Raw genomic sequence first — 22,583 nt, 5'->3', positions numbered from 1 at the left:
CTTGCCACGATCAAGCACCATCCCTGGTGGTCAGTTCTCGCTGCCGGTGGCCTCGGTCCACAGATCGAGCTCGGCGCGGTCGGCCTGCACCTTGCGCCAGACCAGAAGCCCGCCGACGGCGACCAGAGCGAGAACAAGCAGCTTCTTCACGGTGTGACCCCACTTCTCGACGGTCTCACCTGCCGGGTGAGACAACGCCCGGTTCTACGGTTCCCTGCAGCCTAGCAAGGCTTCGGCGTCCGACCCGGATTGCCCGAAATTTCGGGGAACCAAAATCAAGATTACGGCTCGCCCGCCTGGTGCGCCGTCCGACCCTGGCGGCCAGGCGACGAGATCAGAAGTGCCCAGCTCACAGCGGCGCTAACCCTGACGGCAGCTGGGGTTCGGGGAGTCGGAGGCGTCTGGTTTCGGTCAGGCGACCCAGGCTCCGCTCTGAGCGGAAGTCCAATGACGATCAGGGAAGCGTCACGCAGAGGCGGATCGTCGTCCCCTCGGCCCCCGTACGCACGACGAGGTCGGCCAGGCGGTTCATGAGCCACAGGCCGCGTCCCCCGAAGTCGAAGCGCGTCGCCGGCTCCTCGCGTTCGAGCACCTCGTCGGGAATACCGGGGCCTTTGTCGGTGATCTCGGCCACCAGCACCCCCGCCTCTCGCCACATGGCGATCCCCCGTGGCGGCGAGCCGTATCGGACGGCGTTGGTGACCGCCTCGTGCACGGCGAGGACGAAATCCTCCAGCGCCACGCCTTCAAGCCCGGCCTCCTGCGCCGACACCATGACGAGATGCCGCACCCTGGTGACCGAACTTCGGTCGAACTCCAGGCTGAGCAGGCTGCCCGCCAAGGTTCTCACCGCCCTCCTGCTTGCCCCACAGCGTGGTAGTACTCCACTTACCGCCCCTGCGCACCTGACACGTATTTTCGGGTACGGCTTGCGCCACCGTCTCCTGTGGGCATATCGCAACGGAGGTCGCGCTCGCGACGCTAGCGCATCGTCACAGCTCCGTCATGAGCTGCAGCAGCATACGCTTGGTGTCCGCCGCAGGCCTCGCCTGGATGCACAGTCGTTCCATGACTGCGAGATAGCGGTCGACATCCTCCCGTTTCTCCAGGTAGATGGCGCTGGTGAGCTGTTCGAGGTAGACGACGTCCGGCAGGCCGACCCCGGCGAAGCGCAGAATGCTGAACGGCCCGCCCGCGGCGGCGTGCCCTCCGGCGGTGAACGGGATGATTTGGAGCGTTACACGGGGCAGGGCGATCGTTTCGAGCAGATGCTCGATCTGGGCCCGCATCACCTCGGGACCGCCCACCGGGCGGCGCAGCACGGCCTCGTCGATCACCGCCCAAAGACTGGGAGCATCCGGGCGGGCCAGCACCTCCTGGCGGTCCATCCGCAGCCGGACGCGGCGCTCGACCTCCTCGGCCGAGGCGGCCGGATGGCCGAGTCGCACGACCGCTTCGGCGTACGCCGGGGCCTGCAGCAGCCCGGGCACGAACTGCACCTCATAACAGCGGATCGTGCTCGCCGCCTGCTCCAGGCCGACGTACGCCTCGAACCAGGAGGGCAGGACGTCGTCGTACTTGTGCCACCAGCCGGGGGCGTTGGCCTGGGCGACGAGGGAGAGCAGCGCCTCCCGCTCGCTCTCGTCGGTAACGCCGTACAGAGTGAGGAGGTCGGCGACGTCGCGGCGGCGGAACCCGACGCGTCCGAGCTCCATTCTGCTGATCTTCGAGTGGGAGGCGCGGATGGCGTGGCCGGCCTCCTCCAGGCGGATGTGCCTGCTTTCACGCAGCCGGCGCAGCTGGGTGCCGAGAAGGATACGCAGGACGGTCGGGCTGCGGCGTGATCGTGCCGCCAGATCGAGCGGGTGAGGCACACCCTCCATAGAGGCCGCAGTCATATGGGGTCCTTTGAGGTGCGCCGGTGTTTACGCCACGTTCACGATACTCGCCCTGTCGTCTCACGCAAGTGCCGAGATCATTTGTCCAAGAGGTCGTCGAATTCGCCCTCCTTGGCCGATCGGAGGAATGCGGCCATGTCCTGGCGGGGCACGACCAGCGCCGGACCCGCCGGGTGCCGGGAGTTGCGCAGAGCCACCCGGCCGTCGGGCAGTTCGGCGATCTCGACGCAGTTGCCGCTCGGGTTGCTGTGCCGACTCTTGCGCCAGGCCTGCTGCCCCAGGTGAGATGAGGGCATTCCGTTGTAGAACACGGACATGGGGCGCCTCTTTCGGAATCCGAGCCCAACCGATGCCTTTCGTGCGTTTGCACGTGCATCTGTACTTGCACACGAGCATCAATGGGAGCAGTATGACTTACTGAGTCATCCCGCCACATGGTCGACATCAACCTCATAAGGCTCTCAATGACTGGTTATCGGACAGACCGCGCTTCCCTCGCAGAAGCCGATAGCGGTGCCCGGGATCCTTGGCTGGGCACGCTTGAGCAGGTCTTTCCGGATGGCAAGCGCTGGCCCTGGACCTATGGAGAGGAGCCGTGCGGCGTCCCCCAGGTGGCGGTGCACGAGTTCCATCGGGAGAGCCTCGCCGCGCGCACCGCGCGGCACTTCACCACGGGCGTGCTGCGGACCTGGTCGATGGAGGGCGTCGCCGACGACGCCGCGCTCGCGGTCTGCGAACTGGTCACCAACGCGCTGCGCCACGGCCTGCGGCATCAGGCCATCCATCCCTTGCCGGTGCGGCTGTTGATGTTCCGATCGTCGCGCGCGCTGCTGTGCATGGTCACCGACCCCAGCAACGACGCGCCGGTGCTGCGCGAGCCCGACTACGTGTCCGAAACCGGACGCGGCCTGCAGGTGGTGGCCGGAGTCAGCCGCATGTGGGGCTGGACACGGCTGCGTCCCGTGGGCAAGGCCGTGTGGGCCGGCTTCACCGCGGAGGCCGACGGCTACCGCTGATCCTCCCCGGTTCACAAGGCCCGTCCGTCCCATCGCCCCGGCCGCCGTGACGGGCTCGCAACGCGACACACGTACGAATCCTCAATTTGGCCCGTCTCGCACCGGTACTATCGGTCATCAGGGCTGAACGGAGGATCATGCCGGGTTTCTCCCCGGTCGAGCCTGTGGGTTTCGACCCGTCCGTCCCGAACGAGGCCCGGGTCTACGACTACTGGCTCGGCGGGAAGGACAATTTCGCCGCGGACCGAGAGGCCGCGGAGGCGGCGCTGCTCATCGCGCCCGAGCTTCCCCTGATGTGCCGTGAGGGGCGGAAGTTCCTCCGCAGGAGCGTACGGTTCCTGGCCGGCATCGGGATCCGCCAGTTCATCGACATCGGCTGCGGCCTGCCGACGCAGGGCAACGTGCACGAGATCGCACGGGGATGCGCCCCCGACGCCCGCGTGGTCTACGTGGACAAGGATCCCGTCGTGGTCAACCACGGCCAGGCGCTGGTGGAGGAGGACGAGCGCGTCGCGGTGATCCAGGGCGACGTGCGCGATCCCGACTCGATCCTCACGCATCCGCGGCTGCGGGAGCTCGTGGACCTCGACGAGCCCGTGGGCGTCCTGCTCGTCTCGGTCCTGGCCGCTATCAACGACGACGACCTCACGAGGGCCATCACGGCACGCCTGCGCGAGGCGATCGCGCCCGGCAGCTACATGGTCATCAGCCACGCGATCTCCGACCTCCGGCCGGAGGTGACCGGCAAACTGGCCCTGCTGTTCGCCAACGAATGGGCGGCCAAGGACGACGGCCGCCTGCGACTGCCCACCCGGGCCGAGATCCTGCCGTTGTTCGGCGACCTGGAGATGGTGGAGCCCGGCCTCGTCCAGGTGCCCGAATGGCGGCCGGAGCCGGACGAACTGCGCCCGCCGAAGAACACGGTCTGGGCGGTCGGCGGCGTCGGCCGCAAGCGTTGACAGAAGCGCCGCGGCGGGACGACGCCGACAGTGGTCGTTGGTTGAATATTAATTGGCCAACCATTGACAGATGCGCGGTCAGACGGACACGCTCAGTAAGTATTTCCGCTTCCAGCAAGGAGGTGGGACCGTGACGTCGTTCACCATGTCCTACTCCGCGATCCTTCACCCAGGATGGGCGCGCATCGCGCCGTGCACCGGTTCGCCGTACCGGTGCGTCTCGTGAGGTCGTCCGGCGGCCATCAGGGCGTTCTCTACATCGACACCTACCTCAGCGTCAGATGGTCCCCCGCGGACTCGTCGGTGATCCTCGATGGCGAGGTCGACGTGTCCAACAGCGCCGCCCTGGCGACCGCGCTCGCCGAGGCGAGAAGCAGACGTGGCGAGATCACCGTCGACGCCGGCGCTCTGCGGTTCATCGACCTTGCGGGGCTGCGGGCCCTGCTCGCTCCGGCGTCCCCCGCGGCGGGCGACGCCGTACGGCTGCGCAACGTGCCGCCCTACCTGCGCCGTCTCCTGGAGATGCTCGACGACTGACCCGCCCGCCGGGGGCTCGCACGGCCGCGCACGCTCGCGCGGCGGGACGCGCCGCCCGGCGGGCTCGATGAGTACGCCGAGGGTGCGGGCAGACCGATCGGCTGTGCGGCCAGTACGCCGAGGGTGCGGGCAGAGCCGAACACCTGTGCGGCGACCGCCTCCGCTCAGCCGGCGATCTCGTTCAGCTCCTTGAGCGCCGCCTCGTCCGGCCGCCACGCCGCGGCGGCGACGTTGGCCTTGATCTGCTCGGTCCGGGTCGCCCCCGCGATCACCGAGGAAACGGCCGGCTGCGCGAGCAGGCCGCCGATCGCGACGTCCAGCAGGGTCACCCCCTGCCGTTCGGCGAACTCCCGCAGCCGCTCCACCACCTCGAACCGCGCGTCGGTCAGGTACTGCGGCCGGTCCGCGAGGCGGGTGCCCGACGGTGCCTCCTCCCCGCGCCGGTACTTGCCGGTGAGCAGGCCGTTGGCGAGCGGGAAGTAGGGCAGCAGCCCGACGCCGTGGTGCAGCAGCGCGGGCACCAGCTCCCCCTCCACCCGCCGGTCGAGCAGGCTGTATTCGTTCTGCGCGCTCACGAAACGCTCGAAGCCTCCGGTGCGGGCGATCCAGTCCGCGTCGGTGACCTGCCAGGACGCGAAGTTGGACGAGCCCACGTAGCGGACCTTGCCCTCCCGCACCAGGTCCGTCAGGACCGACAGAGTCTCCTCGATCGGGGTGGACGGGTCGGGGAAGTGCAGCTGGTAGAGGTCGATCCAGTCGGTCTTGAGGCGGCGCAGCGACCGCTCGACCGCCAGGCGGACGTACCGCCGCGAGGCCCGCGCGCCCCAGTCGGGCCCGTTGGCGCCGTGCACGTCCCCGCCGAACTTGGTGGCGAGGACGACCTGGTCACGCCGCCCCTTCAGCACCTCGCCGAGCAGCGCCTCCGACTCGCCGTAGATGTCGGCGGTGTCGATCAACGTGACACCGGCGTCGAGCGCCGCGTCGACCACGGCGCGCGTGGCGTCGAGGTCAAGCCTGCGGCCGAAGTTGTTGCCGCCCAGGCCGAGAGCCGAGACGACGAGCCCCGAGTCGCCCAACCGCCGGTAGGTCATTTCGGTCATGTCCTGCATCCCTTCTCCACGAAGCCGCTCCCCAGGGAGAGCTCTCCTCACCGTATTTCGGCCCCCTTCGGCAGCGGACGCCGGACCGTACGCGAGAGGATGCCGGCATGACCTCCGTGCGGCACGGCGTCCGGGCCATCCTGTTCGACGGCGACGACATCGTCCTGTTCCGGCGTGTACGGCCGGAGCGTGAGCCGTACTGGGTAACGCCGGGCGGCGGCGTGGAGCCCGCCGACGCCACTTTGGAGGCGGCGCTGCGCCGCGAGCTCGACGAGGAGCTCGGAGCGACGGCGGGGCCGGCGCTGCACGTGTTCACCCTCGCCGAGCCCGGCCGCCTGAGCAGCGTCTTCGCCTGCCGACTGGTGTCGCTCGACCTGTCGCGCCGCAGCGGCCCGGAGTTCCTCGAACCGGACATCGGCCTGCACCAGGTGCGGCGCGTACGCCCGGAGGAGGTCCGCGCGCTGAACATGGTCCCGGCCGAGCTGGGGGAGTTCATCGCCGCGAACGCCGCGACCCTGCCCGCGCTGCTCGACGCCGCGACGTACGCCCCCGGACGGTATCGGCCGGTCGTCGACGTGCACTTGATGCTCATAGACGGCGGAGTGCTCACAGACGGCGGCATGCTCACAGACGGCGGGAAGGTGCTGCTGGGCCGCCGCCGGGGCACCGGCTACGCCGACGGGGAGTGGCAGATCATGCCGTCCGGGCACCTGGAGGAGGGGGAGTCTGTGGTGGACGCCGCCGTACGGGAGGCCCGCGAGGAGCTCGGCGTCGAGGTGGACGGCTGCGAGGTGGTGCACGTCATGCATCACCGCAACGCTGGTGGAACGGCCCGCATCGGGATGTTCCTCGTGGCGCGCACGATCACCGGCACGCCGGTCAATGCCGAGCCGCACAAGTGCGCCGAACTGGGCTGGTTTCCACTTGACCGGCTGCCCGAGCGGACCGTGCCGTACGCACGGGCGGGCGTCGAGGCCGTGCGGCGGGCACTCACCGTGCCGCTCGCATGCGGGTCGCCGGTCTTCTCCCTGCACGGGTGGGACGTCCCCGGGTCCGCCGACCTGGCGGCCGAGGCCGTACGCGCCGGCTTCGAGGAGGTCACGGTCTGCCTGGCCGGTTGGCTCGACGGCGCGGTGCTCGTTCACTCCGACGACGAGACGGACCGCCTGCCCGCCACCGTCGTAGGGCCGGGTGAGGCAGTGGAGGCGGCGCTGACGCGGCTCGCCCCGGTGAGGGAGGTGACCTTCGCCGGCGCGGACGACTACGTCTCGCCCCGGGGACGCACCGGCCGCCGTCTGGCCTTCTCCGCCCGGCTGACGGAGGCGCCCGAGGGCATGGTCCCGCTGCCGGCCGGGTCGCTCGGGCGCCTGCCGTACTCCGAGGGGGTATTCGTCCGCGCCTCTTCGGGGCTTTTGTGCGGGTTGCCGGGCCGATAGCCTGGGCCGGGGCGTGCCGGGAAGTCTGGTCGGCGAAGGGGTCCCCCATACCCGGGGGCCGGACCGGCGACCGGAAGGCAGGACGTGAGCACAGCCACTCGCGGCGGGCAGGTGAGATCATGCGTGCCCGCGATCTCGTAGTGCCGTTTCCCACCGTGGGACTCGACTCCCCCGTGGCCGACGCCGCGCGTCTCATGGCCGAACGCGAGCTGCCCGGGCTGATCGTGCTGGACGAGCGCGGCGCCCCGGTGTCGATCCTGCCCGGCACGCAGGTGCTGCGCCTGGCCGTGCCGAGGTACTGCCAGGACGACCCCGCGCTGGCCCGGGTGATCGACGAGGCGCACGCCGACGCGTTCGTCCGCGCGCTGGGCGAGCGCACGGTCCGCCAGGCGATGCCGGAACGGCCGCGCGAGCTCCCGGTGACCGATCCCGACGCCACGCTCCTGGAGGTCGCCGCGCTGATGGCGCGCACCCGCAGCCCCCTGGTCGCCGTGCTCGACGGCGACCGCCTGCTGGGCGCGGTCACGCTCTCCGCACTGCTCAAGCGGCTCACATGACGGTGACCGCATGGGTGGCGGCGATCGTCTTCGTCGCCACGTACGTCCTCATCGCCAGCGAGAGGGTCCATCGGGTCAAGGCCGCCCTGGGCGGCGCCGCGATCCTGCTGCTCATTCACGCGACCACGGCCGGCTCCGCGTTCTTCTCGCAGGAGTCCGGCGTGGACTGGAACGTCGTCTTCCTGCTGCTGGGCATGATGATCATCGTCGGCGTGCTGCGGCAGACCGGCGTGTTCGAATACCTCGCCATCTGGGCGGCGAAACGGGCAAGGGGACGGCCGTTCCGGCTCATGGTGCTGCTCCTGGTGATCACGGCCCTGGCGTCGGCGCTGCTGGACAACGTCACGACCGTGCTGCTGATCGCGCCGGTCACCTTCCTCGTCTGCGAGCGCCTCGCCCTGCCGGTGGCGCCCTTCCTGATCGCCGAGGCGATGGCGTCCAACATCGGCGGCACCGCGACCCTCGTCGGCGATCCGCCGAACATCATCATCGCCTCCCGCGCCGGGCTGACCTTCAACGACTTCCTCGTCCACCTCACCCCGCTGGTGATCGTGCTGACGGCGGTCTTCATCGGACTGTGCCGGCTGCTGTTCCGTAAGGCGTTCCGGTACGACCCCGAGCGGGCGGCCGAGATCATGCAGCTGGACGAGCGGGCGGCCATCCAGGACAAGGTCATGCTCGTGCAGAGCCTGTCCGTGCTCGGCGTGGTGATCGCGGCGTTCGTGCTGCACCCGGTGCTGCACTACGAGCCGTCGGTCGTGGCGCTGCTCGGCGCGGGGCTGCTCGTCCTGGTCACCAAAATCACCACCGACGACGCCCTGCGCGAGGTGGAGTGGCCGACGCTGGTGTTCTTCGCCGGGCTGTTCGTGATGGTCGGCGCGCTCGTCGAGACCGGTGTGATCACGCAGGTGTCGCGGGCGGCGGCGGAGGCGACGGCCGGACGGCCGGGCGTGACCGCCATGGTCCTGCTCTGGGCGTCGGCCGGGCTGTCCGCGATCGTGGACAACATCCCCTACGTCGCCACGATGAGCCCCATCGTGGCCGATCTCGCGCAGCACGTGCCCGGCGCCGACCACAACGTGCTGTGGTGGGCGCTCGCGCTCGGCGCGGACCTCGGCGGCAACGCCACCGCCGTGGGCGCCTCCGCCAACGTCGTCATCCTCGGCATCGCCGAGCGCAACGGCACCCGGATCAGTTTCTGGCAGTTCACGAAGTATGGCCTGGTGGTCACCGTCGTCACGGTGGCCCTGTGCGTGCCGTACCTCTGGCTGCGCTACCTCCTGTAGACCGTCGGGCCCCCTCTCGAAGGGGGCCCTGTCTTGACGCGGAAATACCATAGGGGGGTATGGTGTTGTCGTCGATGAGGAACGAGTTACAGGAGTGATCGCCATGACCGCCACCTACACCGTCACCGGTATGACCTGCGGCCACTGCGTCAGCTCGGTCAGCGAGGAGGTGGGCGCGGTCGCCGGCGTGACCGACGTGCGTGTGGACCTCGCCTCCGGCCTGTTGACGGTCGAGACCGACGGCGGCGTCGACGACGCGGCCATCGTGGCGGCCGTCCGGGAGGCCGGATACGACGTGGCGGGTGTCTCGTGAACACCCCCGCCCGGCTCGGCGCGTACGCCGCGGGCCTCGGAGTGATCTTCATTGCGGCCCTGGGGGCGGGGACCGCGCTCGGCGCCGGCGAGCCCCCGCGCACGGAGCCGCGGCCCGTCCACGGTCACCCCGAGCCGGCGGCCGGCCACGCCCACACGGGCGCCGAGGAGGCCGCCACCACGGTGGCGGCGGGCCTGCAGATCTCCCAGGACGGCTACACGCTGGTCCCGCTGACCACGACGCTCCTGCCGGGCAAGGCCACCGATTTCCGCTTCACCGTCACCGGGCCCGACGGCGCGCCGGTGACCCGTTACCAGGTGAAGCACGAAAAGAAGCTGCACTTCATCGTGGTCTCCCGGGACCTCGGCGGCTTCTGGCACCTGCACCCGGAGGAGGCCGGCGACGGGGTCTGGACGGTCCGGCTCACTCTGCCGGCCGCCGGGACCTACCGCGCGTACGCCGACTTCGCCCCCGAGGGCGGGCCGGATCTGACGCTCGGCACCGATCTGAACGCCCCGGGCCCTTACGAGCCCCGGCCGCTGCCGGCACCGGATCGTACGGCGCGGGTGGACGGATACACGGTCACGCTGGCGGGCGACCTCGCGCCCGGCCGGGTGAGTAAGCTCGTGTTCACGGTGAGCAAGGACGGCGAGCCGGTCGGCGACCTCGAACCCTATCTGGGCGCCTACGGCCACCTCGTCGCGATCCGCGCGGGCGACCTGGCCTATTTGCACGTGCACCCCGAGGAGGGCACGACCCCGGCGGCCGGGGTGACCTTCGCCGCGTCGGCGCCGAGTGGCGGCGACTACCGCCTGTTCCTCGACTTCAAACACGAGGGAACCGTCCGCACGGCCGCCTTCACGGTTCACGCGGAAACGGCCGGGCACAGCCGTTGACGGCATGACGCGAGAAAGGAGTGGTGATGCCGGCGACAACCGGTGACCGGCCTACTGGCGCGGTCGAGCTTTCGATAGGCGGCATGACCTGCGCGTCGTGCGCCAACAGGATCGAGCGCAAGCTCAACAAGCTGGAGGGCGTGACCGCCAGCGTCAACTACGCCACCGAGAAGGCCAAGGTGTCCTTCCCGGTGGACCTGGACCCGCAGGCACTGGTGGCGGAGGTGGAGAAGGCCGGATACACGGCCACGCTGCCCGCGCCGCCGAAGCCGGAGCAGACGGCCGGGGAACCGGCCGACGAGCTCGCCCCCCTGCGCACCCGGCTGTTCGTCTCCGTCGCGCTCGCCGTACCGGTGATCGCGCTGGCGATGGTCCCCACCCTGCAGTTCACGTACTGGCAGTGGCTGTCGCTCACGCTCGCGGCCCCGGTCGTCGTGTACGGCGGCCTGCCGTTCCACCGGGCGGCCTGGGCCAACCTGCGCCACGGCACGGCCACGATGGACACGCTCGTGTCGCTGGGCACGATCGCGGCGCTGGGCTGGTCGCTGTGGGCCCTGTTCCTGGGCGACGCGGGCATGCCGGGCATGACCCACGGGTTCGATCTGACCATCTCCCGCGGCGACGGCTCCGGCGACATCTACCTCGAGGCCGCGGCCGGGGTCACGGCGTTCATCCTGGCCGGGCGCTATTTCGAGGCCCGATCCAAGCGGCGGGCGGGCGCGGCCCTGCGGGCGCTGCTCGAACTCGGCGCCAAGGACGTCGCCGTCCTGCGCGACGGCGGGGAGGTCCGCGTCCCGGTCGGCGAGCTGGCGGTGGGCGACCGCTTCGTCGTACGGCCAGGAGAGAAGATCGCGACCGACGGCGTGATCGAGGAGGGGACCTCGGCGGTCGACGCCTCGATGCTCACCGGCGAGTCGGTCCCGGTGGAGGTGCGGGCCGGTGACGCGGTCACCGGCGCGACGGTGAACGCGGGCGGCCGGCTGGTCGTGCGCGCCACCCGGGTCGGGTCGGACACCCAGCTCGCGCAGATGGCGCGGCTGGTGGAGGAGGCCCAGACCGGCAAGGCCGAGGTGCAGCGCCTGGCCGACCGCATCTCCGGGGTCTTCGTGCCGATCGTCATCGCGCTGTCGGCCGCCACGCTCGGCTACTGGCTCGGCGCGGGCGAGGGCGCTGAGGCGGCCTTCACCGCCGCGGTGGCGGTGCTGATCATCGCCTGCCCCTGCGCGCTGGGACTGGCCACGCCGACCGCGCTGCTGGTCGGCACCGGCCGCGGCGCCCAGCTCGGCATCCTGATCAAGGGCCCCGAGGTGCTGGAGTCGACCCGCGCGATCGACACGGTCGTGCTCGACAAGACCGGCACCGTCACCGAGGGGAAGATGACGCTGGCCGGCGTCGTGGCCGCCGAGGGGGAGGACCCCGAGGAGGTGCTGCGGCTGGCCGGGGCTTTGGAGCACGCCTCCGAGCACCCGATCGCGCAGGCGATCGCCCGGGGGGCCGCCGAGCGGGTGGGCGTCCTGCCCGCGCCGGAGGACTTCGCCAACGTCGAGGGCCTCGGCGTCCAGGGGATCGTGGACGGCCATGCCGTCCTGGTGGGGCGGCCCGCGCTGCTGGCCGAGTGGTCCCAGCACCTGCCCGCCGACCTGACGCGGGCCCTGCGGGAGGCGCAGGCCGCCGGCCGTACGGCGGTGGCGGTCGGCTGGGACGGCTCGGCCCGCGCGGTGCTGGTGGTGGCCGACGTCGTCAAGCCCACCAGCGCCGAGGCGATCGGGGACCTGCGTGCGCTCGGGCTCACGCCGGTGCTGCTGACCGGCGACAACGATGCGGTCGCGCGCACCGTCGCCGCCGAGGTGGGCATCGACGAGGTGATCGCGGAGGTGCTGCCGGCCGACAAGGTCGACGTGGTGAAGCGGCTGCAGGCCGAGGGCAGGACCGTGGCGATGGTCGGCGACGGGGTCAACGACGCCGCCGCGCTCGCCCAGGCCGACCTCGGGCTCGCCATGGGCACCGGCACCGACGCGGCCATCGAGGCCGCCGACCTGACCCTGGTCAGGGGCGACCTGAGGGTGGCGGCCGACGCGATCAGGCTGTCGCGGCGGACACTGCGCACGATCAAGGGCAACCTGTTCTGGGCCTTCGCCTACAACGTCGCGGCCCTGCCGCTGGCCGCCGCCGGGCTGCTCAACCCCATGATCGCCGGGGCGGCGATGGCGTTCTCCAGCGTCTTCGTCGTCAGCAACAGTCTCAGGCTCCGGCGCTTCCGCTGAGGGTTACGGGGCCGGGTCGTCCACAGCCTGTGGACGACCCGGCCTCCGTCGTGTGCGCCACTGACGTGTCCGGCGGGCGGCGGATGGTCAGCGGGGCAGGCGGCGGCCGGTCTCCTCGATCACCTGCCGCAGGACCGGGGCGAGCTCCGGACACTCCGTCAGGACGTCCTCGATCCGGGCCCGCCAGGCGGCGACCTCGGCGGACAGCGCGTCCTCGTGCGCCCGGCCGGCACGCGAGGCGTCTTCCCGTCGCAGGCGCCGGCGGGTGCGGGTCAGGTCGAGCACGTATCTCTGCCCGAGATGGCGCCCGAGCTCTTCACCGAGCCACCAGTAGACGTCGTCCGTGGCGGCCGCGGCGAACACCCTCGCGCTGTCCCACGCCACGCGTTCCTTGTGGATAACGGCCACGTGTCCGACGGTACGCCCGGGCTCTCCGGGGGGCAATGGCCGCTTTGCCGGTCGTTCTCACACGGGATTTTGGTGCCCGGCCGGGAGTGCCCTGAGTTTGCCACTACCGATCTTCGGATACGAAGAGTGACGATCGAACACGATTAGTGACATCTGAGATGAGGAATCTTCATGCACCGCCCTATCCGCCTTCTGTCCCTGGCCGCCCTGACCTGCGTGGGCCTGCTCACCGCCGCGCCCGCGTTCGCCGACTGCGGCTGTGACACGCCGAGGGCCACCACCCCCGCCACTCTGGATCTCGACGCGAGGGCCGACGTGGGCCTCGGCCTGGGCCTGGGCCTGGGCCTCGCCGTGGACCTCGACCTCGACCTCGGCCTCGACGCGCGGGCCGGCGCGGAGACCACGGACTGCGTCACCCCCCGGGTGCTGCACCGGTGCCGTTGACGAGCCCCGCGTGACCCGGCCGGCGCCGGGTCACGCCCCCCGGAACACCTCGTGCCCGATTGGAGCGTCCACGTGCGGATAGCGGGCCAGGATCCTAAAGTGGAGGGATGACCAGCACGCAGAGTGAGCAGCGGGTCCCCCGCGTCCTCGACGACAAGATGTGCTTCGCGCTCTACGCGGCCTCCCGTGCCGTCACCGGCCTCTACCGGCCCCTGCTCGACGAGATGGGCCTCACCTATCCGCAGTTCCTGGTCCTGCTGGTCCTGTGGGACGGTCCCGAGGAGGGCGTCACGGTCAAGGAACTCGGCGCCGCACTGCACCTCGACTACGGCACGATGACGCCGCTGCTCAAGCGCCTGGAGGCCAACGGCCTGCTGCGCCGGGAGCGCCGCGCCGACGACGAGCGCACGGTGCAGATCACGCTGACCGAGGAGGGCGCGGACCTCCGGGGCCGCAGTGACGGCGTCTTCGCCGCGGTCGGCGACGCGATGGCGCTCGATCCCGAGGAGTTCACCCGCACGCTCGCCACACTGCGCCGCCTGACCGAGAACGTCACCGCGTACGCGAGCCGGCGGGGCTGAGGGCCGGCACCGCCCTTCTCCACGTGCCGCGACGCGATCGGCACCTTCGTGGTCTTACCGGCCCGCTCAATCCGTGGTTCATCGCAGACAATTACCTTGCGCACAAGTTAATCGTGGTCTAGTCTCTAGCGCGTACCACGAAACCGGTTGCGGAATCGCAGCGAAGATCAGAAGGGGCACGCCATGGCGTACGTCACCGTCGGCCAGGAGAACAGCACCGACATCGACCTGTACTACGAGGACCACGGCAGCGGGCAGCCGGTCGTGCTCATCCACGGCTACCCGCTGGACGGTCACTCGTGGGAGAAGCAGATCCCGGCCCTGCTCGACGCCGGCTACCGCGTCATCGCCTACGACCGCCGCGGCTTCGGCCGGTCGAGCCAGCCCACCGTCGGCTACGACTACGACACCTTCGCCGCCGACCTGAACACCCTGCTGGAGACTCTCGACCTGCGTGACGTGATCCTCGTCGGCTTCTCCATGGGCACCGGCGAGGTGGGCCGCTACCTCGGCACGTACGGCTCGGGCCGGGTGGCCAAGGCGGCGTTCCTGGCCTCCCTCGAACCGTTCCTGCTCAAGACGGAGGACAACCCGGAGGGCGTCGACGGCAGCGTGTTCGAGGGCATCCTCGAGGCCGTGACCAAGGACCGGTACGCCTACTTCACCGACTTCTACAACGCCTTCTACAACACCGACGAGAACCTCGGCACCCGTCTGAGCGAGGAGGTCGTCCGGGCCAACTGGAACACCGCCGCGGGCGCCTCGTGGTACGCCTCGGCGGCGTGCGTGCCCACATGGACGACCGACTTCCGGGCCGACGTCCAGAAGATCGACGTGCCCGCGCTCATCGTGCACGGCACCGCCGACCGCATCCTGCCCATCGACTCCACCGGCCGCCCGTTTCACCGGGCGCTTCCCCAGGCCGAGTACGTCGAGATCGAAGGCGCCCCGCACGGCCTGTTGTGGACCCACGCGCAGGAGGTCACCGACGCGCTCATCGCCTTCCTGGCGAAGTGACGCCCGGGCGGGATATGCCTTTCTGAGATCGTCGCGACGTGTTCACCCTCGCGTCCGTTTTCAGGAAGGAGGGGTTCACAGCGGAGGAATGGGATCACAGGGCCTGCCGAAAGCACCGAAAGGTACGCCTGTGAGTTCCTCCCTCTCCCGCCGCGATCTCATCCGCTCGGCCGCCGCCGGCGGTCTCGGCATCGCCATCGCCGGCAGCATCGAGGCGATCGCCGGTCCCGCCGCCGCCCGTGCGGCCCAGGCGGGGGCCGGAAAGACGATCGGGTACGGCCCGGTCGTCGCCGACCCCGCCGGTCTGCTGGCCCTGCCGAAGGGCTTCTCCTACACGATCGTCGCCCAGGCCGGGAAGACCGTGCTGGAGTCGGGCGAGCCGACCCCAAGCGACGCCGACGGCACCGGCTGTTTCCGCGGCCGCGACGGCTGGGTGCTGGTGAACAACCACGAGATCGGCGGCGGCGAGCCGTACGGCGTGCCCGCCCTGCCGGGCCTGACCTACGACCCGGGCGCCAAGGGCGGCACGACGACCATCGAGGTCGACAGGAACGGCAACCGCGTCCGCGAATACGTCAGCGTGGCCGGCACGCACAACAACTGCGCCGGCGGCATCACGCCGTGGGACACCTGGCTGACCTGCGAGGAGACCGAGCAGCGGGCCGGCGGCGCGTACCAGAAGGACCACGGGTACGTCTTCGAGGTGGACCCGTTCGACCGCGAGGCCAACAAGGACCCGGTGCCGCTGAAGTTCCTCGGCCGCTACTCCCACGAGGCCGTCGCGGTCAACCCGCGCAACTCGGAGATCTACCTGACCGAGGACGCGAGCGGCCCGAACGGCCTGTACTTCCGCTGGACCCCGCCCCACGGCTTCCGCGGCCGCAAGGGCGCGCTGCGCGCGCTGGCCCTCGGCCCCGGCGGCGACACCGCAGGGAAGCTGCAGGCCATGCGGTGCCGCAAGGGCAACAGGCACATCGCCGACCTGTCCGAGGCGACCCAGCCGGGCACCCGCTACAAGGTCGAGTGGGTCGACGTGCCGGACCGGGACGCCAAGACCACCTCGGTGCGCAAGCAGTTCGCCGACGACCAGGTCACCCGCAGCCGCAAGCTCGAGGGCGCCTGGTGGGGCGATGGCGGCGCGTACTTCGTCGCCAGCTTCGCGCGGCACGACGACGGCAGCGTCAACGAGCACGACGGCCAGGTCTGGTTCTACGACCCCGAGTCGGAGACCGTCACGCTGAAGACCATCTTCGGCGTCAACCCCGACCCGGAGCAGGACACGAACTACGACGGGCCGGACAACATCACCGTCTCGCCGTACGGCGGCGTCATCCTGGCCGAGGACGGCGAGGGACTGTCGCACCTGGTCGGCGTGACCGACAAGGGCGCTCCCTACCCGATGGCGCGCAACGAGCTCAACGACAGCGAGTTCACCGGCCCGACGTTCAGCGACGACGGCCGCATCCTGTTCGCCAACATCCAGAGCCCCGGCTACGTCTTCGCGATCACCGGCCCCTGGACCCAAAAGCACGACGACCACGGCCACGGGCACGGGCACCACTGACCCCGCCGCGCCACCCGGCGAGCCCTCCGGCTCGCCGGGTGGCGCCTCAGGTGAGGAGGGCGGCCAGGGCGAATCCGGCGGCGGCGGCGAGGACGCCGAGGACCAGGCTGCCGAGCGCGTTGAGGCAGGCCTCCAGGACCGAGCCCTCCTCCAGCAGCCGTACGGTCTCGAAACCGAACGTGCTGAACGTCGTGAGCGCGCCGCAGAAGCCGGTGCCGAGCAGGGTGAGCGTCTCGGCGGGCAGTCCGAGGCCGTCCCGCGCGCCGAGCAGCAGCCCGAGCACGAGCGACCCGGCCAGGTTGACCGACAGCGTGCCCCAGGGGAACACGCTGTCGTGCAGGCGCTGGACCAGCCGGTCGGCCAGGTAGCGGGCGGGCGCGCCGACCACGCCGCCGAGGAACACCAGCAGGAGGATCACCGCTCCTCACGCCCCACATAGCGGTGGACCTCCACGGGATCGACGATCACCAGGCCCTCGGCCACCAGTTCGTCCAGCTCCGCCAGGAACGCGCTGATCTTCTCCGGGACGTCCACGATGACGACGGCGACGGGCAGGTCCTCGCTGAGCGACAGCAGGCGGCTCGTGTGAATGCGGGAGGAGGCGCCGAAGCCCTCGATGCCCCGGAACACGCTCGCCCCGGCCAGGCCCATCATGCGCGCCCGGTGCACGATCTCGGTGTACAGAGGGCGGTGCCGATACTGGTCGCTCTCCCCTATCAGGATCGTCAGTCGTTGCGCCGGGCTGTGCGGTCTCATGCGTCCCTCCTCCCGCGACGCCGTACGGGGAGGCCCGCCAGGGCGCGGGCGAGGACGATGCCGCACCAGACCGCGACCAGCCCGGCGGCCAGGCTGACCGCGGCGTACACGCCGGCCATCGGCCACGCGCCGCGCGACGCCCTGTCCACGATCTCCGCCGCGAAAGTGGAGAACGTCGTGTAACCGCCGAGGAAGCCGACCCCGAGGAACGGGCGCACGTAGCGGCGCGGCGGCCAGACGTCGAGGACGAAGACCATGAGGGCCCCCAGCGCGAGGCAGCCGGTGACGTTGGCGAGGAACGTCCCCCAGGGGAATCCGGTGGGGGTCGCGGGGAACGCCCGGCCGACGAGATATCGGGCGACGCTCCCGGCCCCGCCGCCGAGGGCGATCATCGCGAGGACGTCCCAGGTGCGCCGGCGGGCAGGAGTCGCCGGACGGCGGGAGGCATCTCGTTCGTAACGGAGGTCCGTGTCCGGGTCGACCGGCAGGTCCGCCTCTTCCTGTTCGCCGCGTACGCGCCGGCTCACGCCGTCCTCCTCACCTCGTATCCGGCCCTGTCTCCCGGCCCTGTCTCCCAGTCCGTCCGGGCCTGTCCCGCAGGCCCGCGCGACGGCCGGCGAGGGGAGCGGCGTCCGCACGAGCGCATCCCAGTTTACGTACGGGCTCGAAACGGCCGTCTGCCGCGGTGGTCACAGCGGCCGGTGATTCGTGAAGGCCGGCGGCGCGCCCCAATTCGGGAATTGCTGCCGACCGCAAATTGGGCGTCTTCACGCAACAGCAGACAGGGCTTCCGGCACCTCTCACTTTCCGGACACGAACCGCGTTGACCTGGACAAATATCGGTTCATACATATCCCCATAAATCTATCGATTGCGTATATCTGGCTCTATTGACAACAAACCAGGGCCGCCGTTGACTGATGCATTATGTGCATGGTCGCGATGAAGATACCGGCAGAGGCATCGCCGGGGCGAAATGTCGGATTCGGACCGCGCACAACCGCGGTCACGCCTTGGTGAGCGCCATCGGCGTCCCGGGACCGGCCCGGCCGGGCCGGTCGCGCCGCTCGCACCTCACCGTCGACCTACGCGGATCGCCGGGCTCGGTGTCGTGGCGGCTCCCGGAGACCGGGCCGGCCGCGGACGCCACACCCTGCGTCGTGCTGGCCGACCGCGCGGGCTGCGCCGAGTTCGCCGTTCTCCAGGACACCCTGCACCGGCTCGGCGTGCCGAGCGTACGGGTCGACGCCGAGAGCGTGGCCTCGCTGCGGCTGTCCACCACGACGGTCCCCGGCTTCACGGCGGACAGCACCGCGGCAGAGCACGGCGAGGCCCTCGGAGGTGGCGCCCTCAGAGGTGGCGCCCTCAGAGGTGGCGCCCTCGGAGGTGGCGCCCTCGGAGGTGGCGCCCTCGGAGGCGGGGCGTACGGTGTGCTCGACCTGGACGGGCGCCGCATCGTTCCGACCGTCGTCTGGGCCCGTCACTTCTCCCCCCGGGCCATGCCCGCGGCGGCGAGTCCCGCGCGGACCCTCCTGCGGGCCGAGTCCTGGCACGCGTTCGTCCGCCAGCTCTGCTCGCTCGCGCCGGCGAGCCTGCCCGGCAACCGGCCGGGCCGCCTGGAGCAGCTCGCGGACGCGGCGGCGGCCGGGATCAACGTTCCCCGGACGGTGGTCACCACCGACCCGGCGGCGGCCGCCGCCGCGATGCCGGGCGGCAGGGTCGTGATCAAGGTCGTCGGGGAGCACTTCGTCGAGACCGCGCCCGGGCTCCTGACCGGAGTGCTCCCCGAGATCACGTCCCGTGCGGAGGCCCTGCGCCGGCCCGCCCTCGACTACCCGGTCATCGTGCAGGAATACGTCGAGCACGACGCCGAGCTGCGGGTCTACCACGTCGCCGGCGCCGTCCACGCCTACGCCGTCGGCAAGCGCGCCCCCGATTCGCCCTGGCGGGAGGAGGCCGAGGTGACGGTCACGCCGGTCGCCACCCCACCCGCGGCCGCCGACGCCGTACGCATGCTCGCGAGCCTGTGGGGGCTGACCTACGGCGCCTTCGACCTGCTGCTCAGTGACGGCGAGGTGGTGTTCCTGGAGGTCAACGCCGACGGCGACTGGCGCTGGTTCGAAGCCAAGACCGGAGGTCTCGCGGTCTCCACGGCCGCGGCCCTCGCGACAAGGACGCTCCACCTGGAGGCCATCGGGAACGCCGGGCCGCCATCGCCGCTCGAACTCGTCGATTTCCTCCTGTTGGGCACTCGCGCACGCGGCTCCTGCCGGTGACCGAGGCCGCAACGGAGACCCGGACCAAGGGAAGCGCCATGGGTGACGTGATCTCGCCGCGACTGCACTGTTCTATTCTCGGCCCGCTGGAGGTCCGCGTGGCGGGCGGCAGGGCCGTCATCGGCGCACCGAAACAGCGGCTCCTCCTGGCGATACTGCTGTGCCACGCGAACGCGGTCATCCCGTCGGACCAGTTGATCGACTCGCTGTGGGGCGAGACCCCGCCGCGTACGGCACGCAAGAACCTGCAGGTCTACATGTCGGCGCTCCGCAAGATCGTGGGCGACCGGATCAGCTTCCAGGGATGGGGCTACCGCATGCGCGCCGACCGCGAGGAGCTCGACCTGCTGCGCTTCCTGGAACTGGGCAGGTCGGGACGCGCCGCCGTCCGGAGCGGAGACCTCGCCGCCGCTGCCGCCTCGCTGGGCGACGCCGTCCACCTGTGGCGGGATCGGCCACTGGAGGAGTTCTGCCATGTCCCGCTCGTGTCCGCGGAGGTGCGCCGCTTCACCGAGCTCTTCCTGTCGACCTTCGAGGACTGGGTCGAGCTGGAGATCGAGCTGGGCCACCACGTCGAGGCCCTGGGCCCCCTCGACGTCGTGGCCGGACGGTATCCCGCCCGCGAGCGCGTCGCCGCGGCCAGGATGACCGCGCTGTCGCGATGCGGCCGCGCCGCCGAGGCGTTGGCTCACTTCGAGAGCCTGCGCCGGCATCTCGCCGCCGAGATGGGAATCGATCCCAGCCCCGTGATCAGGCAGCTCTACCAGACCATCCTCCGCGGTGACGGGCCTTCGCCGGCGCGGCCTCCCGCCCCGGCCGGCGGCGCCCGCCCCCGGCCCGTACGCGCCCTGGCGAACCGGCTGCCCCGCGACATCGACGATTTCGTGGGCCGCGAGGCGGAGGTGCGGCGCGTCCTGGACGAGCCCGTGCCCGTCACCGTGATCACGGGCGGGCTCGGCACCGGCAAGACCGCCCTCGCCGTGCACGTCGCGCACATGCTGGCCTCCCGCTACCCGGACGGCGCCGTGGTGATCCCGCTGCGGCGCCACGGCGCCCCCAGGCCGGCCGCGGACATCCAGCGGGAGATCCTTCAGGCCGTGGGATTGGAGGTCCCCGGGGTGTGCGAGGACGACGTGCTGGCCTCCGTCTGGCGGTCCTGGCTCGCCGACCGGAAGGTGCTGCTGGTCCTGGACGACGCGCCCGACGAGTCGAACGTACGTCTGCTGCTGCCCGGCACCTCGGCGAGCAGAGTCCTGGTGACGAGCCGCAGCAGGCTGAGCGGTCTGGAGTCGGTGGCGCGCGTCGGGCTGGAGGACCTGTCCACGAGTGAGGGCGTCGAGTTCCTGAGCCTGCTGATCGGCCGTGACCGGGTGTCGGGTGACCTGCCCACGGTGATGCGGGTCTTCCGGCGGTACGGGCTGTCGCCCCTGGCCCTGCGCCTGCTCGGCGGAAGGCTGGCCGGCCTGTGGCACCTGCCGCTCGGCCTGCTGGCCGAACGGCTGGAACGGGCCCAGAGCGTGCTGGACGAGTTCGTCGCCGGGGACGTGTCGCTGCGCGGGCGCTTCGAGGAGTTCTACGCCCACCCCTCGTGGCCGCATCGCACCGCGTTCCGCGCCCTCGGCGCGCTCGACGGGCCGGTCTTCGGGCACGACGAGCTCGTCGCGGCGCTGGACGGCACCGAAGGGCCGGGCGAGCGGGTCATCGAGCTTCTGCTGGAGGCCGGCGTCCTGTCGATCGCGCCGGTCGGGACCGATGCCGAGGTGGTCGCCCACTCCTTGACGTACACGATGTCACCGCTCGCCCACCGGTTCGCGACCGAGCTCCGGGGAGACCGGCGCCGCTGAGGGCGCGGAACCGTCCGCCCCGCGCTCGCCCGCATCGGTACGCGTGACGCCCGACTCCGCGGCCGTGGAGTCGGGCACGTCGAGGCCGCGCAGCGCCGGGCTGATCGAGGCCAGCGCGCACCCCACCGCGAGCGCGCCGCCCACGGCCACCAGCGCGCCCGCGCCACCGACATACTCCGCCAGCAGGCCGCCGAGCAGCGGCCCGACCGGGGTCAGGCCCATGCTGGCCACGGTGAACAGGGAGACCAACCGGCCCATCATCGCGTCCGGCACGAGCCTGGCGACCAGGACGCGCAGGACCACGTTGAGCGCCGGCACCGCGACCATCGCGAGGAAGAGCGGGACCACCGGCCAGTAAGGCCCGAACGGCAGGGCGGTCGCGCAGACGGCCAGCGCGAAGAACCCGACCACGGCCAGCATGAGCTTCCCCGGCGGCAGCAGGCGCCCGATCCTGGCCGACAGGGCCGCACCCAGCAGGCCGCCGAGGCCCAGCCCGGCCAGCACGACGCCGGTCGCGGCGGGGTCGCCGCCGCGTGCCTCCACCATGACGATGACGGGCAGCAGCAGCGCGTTCGCGACGAGGTTGGCCACGAGGGAGAACGCCAGCCCGGCACGCAGGGCGCGCTGCCGCCACAGCCAGCCCGCCGCCTCCATGACGTCCGCCCGTATCCCGGTCTCGCGCCGTTCCGCCGCCTCCGCCGGGCGCCGCGGCACCCGCGCGAGCACCACGCAGACCAGCGAGATCAGGTAGCTGAGCGCGTCGACGGCGAAGGGGAAGGCCCGGCCCAGGCCGAACAGGAAACCGCCGAGCGGCGGCCCGGCGAGGGAGGCCGCGTGCCCGCGCGCCTCCTCCTGGGCGTACGCCTGGGGAAGCTGCTCGGGAGCCACGACGGCGCGGATCGCGGCGGCCCTGGCGGGGCTGAAGAAGGAGTCGGCCGCGCCGTTCACCACCGCGACCGCCACGATCTCCCACAGCGCCACCCGACCGGCCAGGATGGCGATGGTGAGCGCGGCCAGGGTGAGGAACCGCACCGCCTCCGCCGCGATCACGATCCGGCGCCGGTCCCACCGGTCCACCCACGCGCCGGCGGGCAGGGAGATCAGCAGGTTCGTGGTGATCCGGCAGGCGCTGACCAGCCCGGCCAGCGCGGCCGAGCCGGTGACGGCCAGGATCAGCAGAGGGAAGGCCACCCAGGTGAGCGTCGTCCCCAGCTCCGATGCCGACGCGCCGATCCAGAGCATCTGGAACCGGAAGTTACGGCGCAGCGGCGGCAGCTCGCCACCCCTGCTGATTCGCTCGCTCATGCCACCCCCTCGCCTGAGCGAAACGCACCGCACCTACTGATTCGCTCGCTCATGTGCCACCTTCGGTCGATCAGGTGCTCCGAGCGTCCCAACCGGCGGTTGTCGTGCAGTAGGGACCCGGTATGG

Annotated in this window: 25 protein-coding genes; 15 read left to right on the top strand and 10 right to left on the bottom strand. The window is 71.2% G+C overall.

The annotated features are described in order from the left end of the window. Positions 1 to 30: 30 nt before the first annotated feature. From ACQPZZ_RS00725 to ACQPZZ_RS00710, 4 genes are all read right to left on the bottom strand, one after another. Positions 31 to 195, bottom strand: coding sequence for a DLW-39 family protein (locus tag ACQPZZ_RS00725; RefSeq protein ID WP_161628012.1), 165 nt, complete (start codon positions 193 to 195; stop codon positions 31 to 33). A 259-nt stretch (positions 196 to 454) separates the two neighbouring features. Further along, positions 455 to 850, bottom strand: coding sequence for an ATP-binding protein (locus tag ACQPZZ_RS00720; RefSeq protein ID WP_363635717.1), 396 nt, complete (start codon positions 848 to 850; stop codon positions 455 to 457). A gap of 142 nt (positions 851 to 992) precedes the next feature. Continuing rightward, positions 993 to 1,898, bottom strand: coding sequence for a helix-turn-helix domain-containing protein (locus ACQPZZ_RS00715; protein ID WP_432927959.1), 906 nt, complete (start codon positions 1,896 to 1,898; stop codon positions 993 to 995). 77 nt (positions 1,899 to 1,975) lie between these two features. After that, positions 1,976 to 2,215: a DUF397 domain-containing protein gene (locus ACQPZZ_RS00710; RefSeq protein ID WP_363635719.1), complete on the bottom strand. Its 240-nt coding sequence runs from the start codon at positions 2,213 to 2,215 to the stop codon at positions 1,976 to 1,978. A 300-nt stretch (positions 2,216 to 2,515) separates the two neighbouring features. On the opposite strand from ACQPZZ_RS00710, the gene ACQPZZ_RS00705 reads away from it, so the two are divergent. The 3 genes from ACQPZZ_RS00705 to ACQPZZ_RS00695 all read left to right on the top strand — a co-directional run bounded on the left by ACQPZZ_RS00705 (position 2,516) and on the right by ACQPZZ_RS00695 (position 4,410). Beyond that, complete coding sequence (locus tag ACQPZZ_RS00705) at positions 2,516 to 2,914, top strand: ATP-binding protein (RefSeq protein ID WP_432927957.1); 399 nt, start codon at positions 2,516 to 2,518, stop codon at positions 2,912 to 2,914. A 137-nt stretch (positions 2,915 to 3,051) separates the two neighbouring features. Beyond that, positions 3,052 to 3,873, top strand: coding sequence for an SAM-dependent methyltransferase (locus tag ACQPZZ_RS00700; RefSeq protein ID WP_432927955.1), 822 nt, complete (start codon positions 3,052 to 3,054; stop codon positions 3,871 to 3,873). A 174-nt stretch (positions 3,874 to 4,047) separates the two neighbouring features. Further along, the gene (locus ACQPZZ_RS00695) at positions 4,048 to 4,410 is read left to right on the top strand and encodes an STAS domain-containing protein (protein WP_363635725.1); all 363 of its coding nucleotides are present in this window, start codon (positions 4,048 to 4,050) and stop codon (positions 4,408 to 4,410) included. Positions 4,411 to 4,574: 164 nt separating this feature from the next. Here ACQPZZ_RS00695 and ACQPZZ_RS00690 read toward each other — a convergent pair whose 3' ends face one another. Beyond that, positions 4,575 to 5,510 (bottom strand): aldo/keto reductase, encoded by a 936-nt coding sequence (locus tag ACQPZZ_RS00690; RefSeq protein WP_432927952.1) that lies wholly within the window; start codon positions 5,508 to 5,510, stop codon positions 4,575 to 4,577. A 107-nt stretch (positions 5,511 to 5,617) separates the two neighbouring features. On the opposite strand from ACQPZZ_RS00690, the gene ACQPZZ_RS00685 reads away from it, so the two are divergent. The 6 genes from ACQPZZ_RS00685 (at position 5,618) to ACQPZZ_RS00660 (ending at position 12,262) form a co-directional block, all read left to right on the top strand. Then, positions 5,618 to 6,946: an NUDIX domain-containing protein gene (locus tag ACQPZZ_RS00685; protein ID WP_432927950.1), complete on the top strand. Its 1,329-nt coding sequence runs from the start codon at positions 5,618 to 5,620 to the stop codon at positions 6,944 to 6,946. 119 nt (positions 6,947 to 7,065) lie between these two features. Further along, positions 7,066 to 7,503 carry a CBS domain-containing protein gene (locus tag ACQPZZ_RS00680; RefSeq protein ID WP_432927948.1) on the top strand — a complete coding sequence of 146 codons (438 nt, stop codon included), beginning with the start codon at positions 7,066 to 7,068 and terminating at the stop codon, positions 7,501 to 7,503. Then, complete coding sequence (locus ACQPZZ_RS00675; RefSeq protein WP_432927946.1) at positions 7,500 to 8,789, top strand: ArsB/NhaD family transporter; 1,290 nt, start codon at positions 7,500 to 7,502, stop codon at positions 8,787 to 8,789. Before ACQPZZ_RS00680 ends, ACQPZZ_RS00675 begins: the two co-directional genes overlap by 4 nt. 103 nt (positions 8,790 to 8,892) lie before the next feature. Further along, complete coding sequence (locus ACQPZZ_RS00670) at positions 8,893 to 9,102, top strand: heavy-metal-associated domain-containing protein (protein WP_432927944.1); 210 nt, start codon at positions 8,893 to 8,895, stop codon at positions 9,100 to 9,102. After that, positions 9,099 to 9,998: a hypothetical protein gene (locus ACQPZZ_RS00665; RefSeq protein ID WP_432927942.1), complete on the top strand. Its 900-nt coding sequence runs from the start codon at positions 9,099 to 9,101 to the stop codon at positions 9,996 to 9,998. The genes ACQPZZ_RS00670 and ACQPZZ_RS00665 overlap by 4 nt, the downstream gene beginning before the upstream one ends. 26 nt (positions 9,999 to 10,024) lie before the next feature. Then, entirely contained in the window at positions 10,025 to 12,262 is a 2,238-nt protein-coding gene (locus ACQPZZ_RS00660) for a heavy metal translocating P-type ATPase (RefSeq protein ID WP_432927940.1), read from the top strand. Between the two features lie 87 nt (positions 12,263 to 12,349). Here ACQPZZ_RS00660 and ACQPZZ_RS00655 read toward each other — a convergent pair whose 3' ends face one another. Continuing rightward, positions 12,350 to 12,670: a hypothetical protein gene (locus tag ACQPZZ_RS00655; protein ID WP_432927938.1), complete on the bottom strand. Its 321-nt coding sequence runs from the start codon at positions 12,668 to 12,670 to the stop codon at positions 12,350 to 12,352. A 171-nt stretch (positions 12,671 to 12,841) separates the two neighbouring features. Here ACQPZZ_RS00655 and ACQPZZ_RS00650 point away from each other — a divergent pair, with 171 nt between their 5' ends. From ACQPZZ_RS00650 to ACQPZZ_RS00635, 4 genes are all read left to right on the top strand, one after another. Continuing rightward, a complete protein-coding gene (locus ACQPZZ_RS00650; protein WP_432927935.1) occupies positions 12,842 to 13,114 on the top strand; it encodes a hypothetical protein in 273 nt (90 codons plus the stop codon). Between the two features lie 107 nt (positions 13,115 to 13,221). After that, positions 13,222 to 13,695 (top strand): MarR family winged helix-turn-helix transcriptional regulator, encoded by a 474-nt coding sequence (locus ACQPZZ_RS00645; protein ID WP_363635745.1) that lies wholly within the window; start codon positions 13,222 to 13,224, stop codon positions 13,693 to 13,695. A 183-nt stretch (positions 13,696 to 13,878) separates the two neighbouring features. After that, positions 13,879 to 14,712: an alpha/beta fold hydrolase gene (locus ACQPZZ_RS00640; protein WP_363635747.1), complete on the top strand. Its 834-nt coding sequence runs from the start codon at positions 13,879 to 13,881 to the stop codon at positions 14,710 to 14,712. A 130-nt stretch (positions 14,713 to 14,842) separates the two neighbouring features. Beyond that, the gene (locus ACQPZZ_RS00635; RefSeq protein ID WP_432927932.1) at positions 14,843 to 16,276 is read left to right on the top strand and encodes an alkaline phosphatase PhoX; all 1,434 of its coding nucleotides are present in this window, start codon (positions 14,843 to 14,845) and stop codon (positions 16,274 to 16,276) included. A gap of 46 nt (positions 16,277 to 16,322) precedes the next feature. Here the strand turns inward: ACQPZZ_RS00635 and crcB (ACQPZZ_RS00630) are convergent, their stop codons facing one another. Genes crcB (ACQPZZ_RS00630) through crcB (ACQPZZ_RS00620) form a run of 3 tightly spaced genes read right to left on the bottom strand, consistent with a single transcriptional unit; the run spans position 16,323 to position 17,559 of the window. Next, on the bottom strand, positions 16,323 to 16,694 hold the full coding sequence (gene crcB, locus ACQPZZ_RS00630) for a fluoride efflux transporter CrcB (RefSeq protein ID WP_432927930.1): 372 nt from the start codon (positions 16,692 to 16,694) through the stop codon (positions 16,323 to 16,325). Beyond that, positions 16,691 to 17,032 (bottom strand): DUF190 domain-containing protein, encoded by a 342-nt coding sequence (locus ACQPZZ_RS00625; RefSeq protein ID WP_432927928.1) that lies wholly within the window; start codon positions 17,030 to 17,032, stop codon positions 16,691 to 16,693. Before ACQPZZ_RS00625 ends, crcB (ACQPZZ_RS00630) begins: the two co-directional genes overlap by 4 nt. Further along, positions 17,029 to 17,559, bottom strand: coding sequence for a fluoride efflux transporter CrcB (crcB, locus tag ACQPZZ_RS00620; protein WP_363635755.1), 531 nt, complete (start codon positions 17,557 to 17,559; stop codon positions 17,029 to 17,031). Before crcB (ACQPZZ_RS00620) ends, ACQPZZ_RS00625 begins: the two co-directional genes overlap by 4 nt. A gap of 489 nt (positions 17,560 to 18,048) precedes the next feature. Here crcB (ACQPZZ_RS00620) and ACQPZZ_RS00615 point away from each other — a divergent pair, with 489 nt between their 5' ends. Both ACQPZZ_RS00615 and ACQPZZ_RS00610 read left to right on the top strand, forming a co-directional pair. Continuing rightward, a complete protein-coding gene (locus ACQPZZ_RS00615; RefSeq protein WP_432927926.1) occupies positions 18,049 to 19,308 on the top strand; it encodes an ATP-grasp domain-containing protein in 1,260 nt (419 codons plus the stop codon). 38 nt (positions 19,309 to 19,346) lie between these two features. Beyond that, the gene (locus ACQPZZ_RS00610; protein ID WP_432927924.1) at positions 19,347 to 21,152 is read left to right on the top strand and encodes a BTAD domain-containing putative transcriptional regulator; all 1,806 of its coding nucleotides are present in this window, start codon (positions 19,347 to 19,349) and stop codon (positions 21,150 to 21,152) included. Here ACQPZZ_RS00610 and ACQPZZ_RS00605 read toward each other — a convergent pair. Further along, positions 21,099 to 22,457: an MFS transporter gene (locus ACQPZZ_RS00605; RefSeq protein WP_432927922.1), complete on the bottom strand. Its 1,359-nt coding sequence runs from the start codon at positions 22,455 to 22,457 to the stop codon at positions 21,099 to 21,101. The two genes, ACQPZZ_RS00610 and ACQPZZ_RS00605, sit on opposite strands and share 54 nt — an antisense overlap. Positions 22,458 to 22,583: the final 126 nt, after the last annotated feature.

Source organism: Microbispora sp. CA-135349, from assembly GCF_050947365.1.
Taxonomy (GTDB): domain Bacteria; phylum Actinomycetota; class Actinomycetes; order Streptosporangiales; family Streptosporangiaceae; genus Microbispora.
Note: the sequence above shows the minus strand (reverse complement) of the source record. Positions and strands in the feature narration are given on the sequence as shown.

What these genes read in the sequence shown, in the direction of transcription:
- ACQPZZ_RS00715 (WP_432927959.1), bottom strand. Translation starts at nt 1,898, where the DNA reads ATGACTGCGGCCTCTATGGAGGGTGTGCCTCACCCGCTCGATCTGGCG.
- ACQPZZ_RS00710 (WP_363635719.1), bottom strand. Translation starts at nt 2,215, where the DNA reads ATGTCCGTGTTCTACAACGGAATGCCCTCATCTCACCTGGGGCAGCAG.
- ACQPZZ_RS00700 (WP_432927955.1), top strand. Translation starts at nt 3,052, where the DNA reads ATGCCGGGTTTCTCCCCGGTCGAGCCTGTGGGTTTCGACCCGTCCGTC.
- ACQPZZ_RS00695 (WP_363635725.1), top strand. Translation starts at nt 4,048, where the DNA reads ATGGGCGCGCATCGCGCCGTGCACCGGTTCGCCGTACCGGTGCGTCTC.
- ACQPZZ_RS00690 (WP_432927952.1), bottom strand. Translation starts at nt 5,510, where the DNA reads ATGACCGAAATGACCTACCGGCGGTTGGGCGACTCGGGGCTCGTCGTC.
- ACQPZZ_RS00685 (WP_432927950.1), top strand. Translation starts at nt 5,618, where the DNA reads ATGACCTCCGTGCGGCACGGCGTCCGGGCCATCCTGTTCGACGGCGAC.
- ACQPZZ_RS00680 (WP_432927948.1), top strand. Translation starts at nt 7,066, where the DNA reads ATGCGTGCCCGCGATCTCGTAGTGCCGTTTCCCACCGTGGGACTCGAC.
- ACQPZZ_RS00675 (WP_432927946.1), top strand. Translation starts at nt 7,500, where the DNA reads ATGACGGTGACCGCATGGGTGGCGGCGATCGTCTTCGTCGCCACGTAC.
- ACQPZZ_RS00670 (WP_432927944.1), top strand. Translation starts at nt 8,893, where the DNA reads ATGACCGCCACCTACACCGTCACCGGTATGACCTGCGGCCACTGCGTC.
- ACQPZZ_RS00660 (WP_432927940.1), top strand. Translation starts at nt 10,025, where the DNA reads ATGCCGGCGACAACCGGTGACCGGCCTACTGGCGCGGTCGAGCTTTCG.
- ACQPZZ_RS00650 (WP_432927935.1), top strand. Translation starts at nt 12,842, where the DNA reads ATGCACCGCCCTATCCGCCTTCTGTCCCTGGCCGCCCTGACCTGCGTG.
- ACQPZZ_RS00645 (WP_363635745.1), top strand. Translation starts at nt 13,222, where the DNA reads ATGACCAGCACGCAGAGTGAGCAGCGGGTCCCCCGCGTCCTCGACGAC.
- ACQPZZ_RS00640 (WP_363635747.1), top strand. Translation starts at nt 13,879, where the DNA reads ATGGCGTACGTCACCGTCGGCCAGGAGAACAGCACCGACATCGACCTG.
- ACQPZZ_RS00625 (WP_432927928.1), bottom strand. Translation starts at nt 17,032, where the DNA reads ATGAGACCGCACAGCCCGGCGCAACGACTGACGATCCTGATAGGGGAG.
- ACQPZZ_RS00610 (WP_432927924.1), top strand. Translation starts at nt 19,347, where the DNA reads ATGGGTGACGTGATCTCGCCGCGACTGCACTGTTCTATTCTCGGCCCG.
- ACQPZZ_RS00605 (WP_432927922.1), bottom strand. Translation starts at nt 22,457, where the DNA reads ATGAGCGAGCGAATCAGCAGGGGTGGCGAGCTGCCGCCGCTGCGCCGT.